Source organism: Bacillus cereus group sp. BfR-BA-01330 (genome assembly GCF_022663885.1).
In the GTDB taxonomy this organism is placed as follows: Bacteria; Bacillota; Bacilli; order Bacillales; family Bacillaceae_G; genus Bacillus_A; species Bacillus_A cereus.
This window is the reverse complement of the sequence record NZ_JAKUGK010000023.1, coordinates 1-2779: the sequence shown is the minus strand read 5'-3', so window position 1 is coordinate 2779 and position 2779 is coordinate 1. Positions and strand designations below refer to the sequence as shown.

Sequence of the window (2779 nt, the reverse complement as noted above, 5' to 3'; positions counted from 1 at the left end):
AATTTTTTCGTCATTTTAAAATTTCTCCGATTCTCATTTTTCTCTCATTATACAAGAAATACCCTATAGAATAGACTTTTTTTAAGTGTCTATTCTATAGGGTACATTTTATAAACTGGAGATCCTTTTTAATTTATATTAATTTTTCATATCGAAAATATTGTTTATCCACAAGCATATTTTTCATAAATAAAGCTCAGATTATATTTTTTCTCTAAGCTCATTCGTTGTTCGTCATCGCACCAATAGAAAAGAATATCATGAATCGTTGCGTAACGCTTATTTTTAAGAAATAGCCTAAAGAATGATGGTAAACAATCATGTAATTGTATAAATATATAATTGCGTAGTGTTTCTTCTTTATATTCAATGCCCTTACAAATATACAGTAATTCTTCACAATAATATGCATGCTGTGGAACTTGTATCATTTCGAAAAATGGCACATAAGATAGTAGCTTTCCAATAAAATGACCATATCGATCCATTACTCCTATCGTCATATGCTCCATCATTTCTTTCATCACATATAAATAATCATCTACATGCGTTGTCTTTAATGGGTCTAAGCGATCGGAAATTTGAGATAATACAGCTCTTTGACATGCTAAAACTGCCTGACTAGGTCCATAATATGATAGGAAATCTGTACACTTACGATATTTCCGTAATAAATCATGTGTATACAAATCATATACAAAAGTATTACAATACATTGCTAAACTCATCATATCACTATTTAATTGCTCTTTTGATAATGATTTCGCTCTCTTGCACATATAAAAGAATGTAAATTCCAATACTTCTTTATGAGATAATAAATGTTTACAATCGGTTATACACTTCTCATTAAATTTAACTCTATCCCAAATTTCAATATCCCTATCTGTCAATTCACCTATACGATATTTAATAATTAAATAATTTAAAGCAACTGATTGCGTCAAAAGATCCCATGTTTCATATTCCAATGAAGTATGAACAAACTCAGCTAATCCTTGCGCTATCATAAAATCATTTGCCTCTTCATACCAACCAATCTCTTGGCATAAGCGAAGAATACGCACTAAAGTTGGAATTTCATCTTTATGAAACTGCGGTAATTTCTTTGCTTTATTCATGCCATATACGATAAATGCCGCTAAATTTTCTTCTTTATAAAATTCTTTCTCTTTCCATACTAATATAGTTCGTTCTTTCCCCTCACCTTTTGGGTGACAAGGTACAAGCAAAGAAAATAATTCAGCGAAATTATTTGGTTCTATATATGTATCTGTAACCAAATTCCAATTTGGATCGCCCTGTACAGCCTTCATATAATTCCCCTTCCCTTTTCATCTATGTAGGAAATATTAATTTATTATCGCACCACTAAAAATTAATATTGTTATATTCAAAATCTCTCATAATACTTATATCTATCAGTATATCATCTTTTCTCTTATTAAAAATTAAGAATAACAAATTTTAAAAAAATGTCGAAATTATTAACCACATACTTATTATATAATGTCTCAGATACATCACGCTAACATATTAGTTTAATCCATATATACTAGAATAATGTATCTGAAATTTATATATAATTTAGCTCTTTATGAGTGACCATTAAACTCTCGGTTAATGAAAGTTTCAATTTACTCTGTACGCTCTGAGATTTCGCTCAAGGCAAATCCAGCTTGATCATCTGCTGATTCCCTTATAGCTAAATCTCCTAGTGCTAACATGCCAATAAGTTGACCACTATCAACTACTGGTAATCGTCTAATTTGATGCTGTGCCATTAGCTCTGTAGCTTTTTCAATAGAATCATTTGGAGAAACTGAGATAATATTTGTTGTCATTACATTTGTAATCTTATTAGATCCAGGATGTTTTTCAGCAATCCCTCGAACGACTAAATCACGATCAGTAACAAGCCCAACAACTTGCTCATTTTCAACAACAGGAATTAATCCAATCGATTCTTCCTTCATTTTTACAGCTGCCTCATATACATTGTCTAGCGGTGTACAATGTACAATATGGGTACTCATTAAGTCTCTCACTCGTGTCATTATGATTTCCTCCTTTTTATACATACCATAGCTTTTCCAAAATTCCTTTATTTATTTCTGGAAAGTAACGTAATAAAAAGGATTAACAAAATAAAAAAGAGCCAGCATAATGCTGACTCTTTTTTGTATGACCCGTACGGGATTCGAACCCGTGTTACCGCCGTGAAAGGGCGGTGTCTTAACCACTTGACCAACGGGCCATGGCTCCGCAGGTAGGACTCGAACCTACGACCGATCGGTTAACAGCCGATAGCTCTACCACTGAGCTACTGCGGAATAATATATGGTGGGCCTAAATGGACTCGAACCATCGACCTCACGCTTATCAGGCGTGCGCTCTAACCAGCTGAGCTATAGGCCCATATACTTTACAGGGGCAGTAGGAATCGAACCCACACTGGAGGTTTTGGAGACCTCAGTTCTACCTTTAAACTATGCCCCTAAATGATGCCGGCTAGAGGACTTGAACCCCCAACCTACTGATTACAAGTCAGTTGCTCTACCAATTGAGCTAAGCCGGCATAAAAAAATGATGGCTCGGGACGGAATCGAACCGCCGACACGAGGATTTTCAGTCCTCTGCTCTACCGACTGAGCTACCGAGCCAACATAAATGGCGGTCCCGACCGGGGTCGAACCGGCGATCTCCTGCGTGACAGGCAGGCATGTTAACCACTACACCACGGGACCATTTGGTTGCGGGGACAGGATTTGAACCTGCG

At 35.5% G+C, this 2779-nt stretch carries 2 protein-coding genes and 7 tRNA genes; all 9 read right to left on the bottom strand.

Annotated features, from left to right (window positions below):
• Nucleotides 1-164: 164 nt before the first annotated feature.
• Nucleotides 165-1316 (bottom strand): DUF3965 domain-containing protein, encoded by a 1152-nt coding sequence (locus tag MR112_RS28520; protein WP_000648912.1) that lies wholly within the window; start codon nucleotides 1314-1316, stop codon nucleotides 165-167.
• A gap of 321 nt (nucleotides 1317-1637) precedes the next feature.
• Nucleotides 1638-2057 carry a CBS domain-containing protein gene (locus MR112_RS28515; RefSeq protein WP_000199006.1) on the bottom strand — a complete coding sequence of 140 codons (420 nt, stop codon included), beginning with the start codon at nucleotides 2055-2057 and terminating at the stop codon, nucleotides 1638-1640.
• A gap of 128 nt (nucleotides 2058-2185) precedes the next feature.
• Nucleotides 2186-2257: transfer RNA gene (locus MR112_RS28510), tRNA-Glu, on the bottom strand.
• A gap of 1 nt (nucleotide 2258) precedes the next feature.
• Nucleotides 2259-2333: transfer RNA gene (locus MR112_RS28505), tRNA-Asn, on the bottom strand.
• An 8-nt stretch (nucleotides 2334-2341) separates the two neighbouring features.
• Nucleotides 2342-2418: transfer RNA gene (locus tag MR112_RS28500), tRNA-Ile, on the bottom strand.
• A 10-nt stretch (nucleotides 2419-2428) separates the two neighbouring features.
• Nucleotides 2429-2499, bottom strand: a tRNA-Trp gene (locus MR112_RS28495).
• Between the two features lie 6 nt (nucleotides 2500-2505).
• A tRNA-Thr gene (locus tag MR112_RS28490) sits at nucleotides 2506-2578 on the bottom strand.
• A gap of 12 nt (nucleotides 2579-2590) precedes the next feature.
• A tRNA-Phe gene (locus MR112_RS28485) sits at nucleotides 2591-2663 on the bottom strand.
• Between the two features lie 8 nt (nucleotides 2664-2671).
• A tRNA-Asp gene (locus MR112_RS28480) sits at nucleotides 2672-2747 on the bottom strand.
• Nucleotides 2748-2779 lie beyond the last annotated feature (32 nt).

Bases quoted from the DNA above. Each gene is read 5' to 3' on its own strand.
- MR112_RS28520 (WP_000648912.1), bottom strand. From the start codon at position 1,316: ATGAAGGCTGTACAGGGCGATCCAAATTGGAATTTGGTTACAGATACA.
- MR112_RS28515 (WP_000199006.1), bottom strand. From the start codon at position 2,057: ATGACACGAGTGAGAGACTTAATGAGTACCCATATTGTACATTGTACA.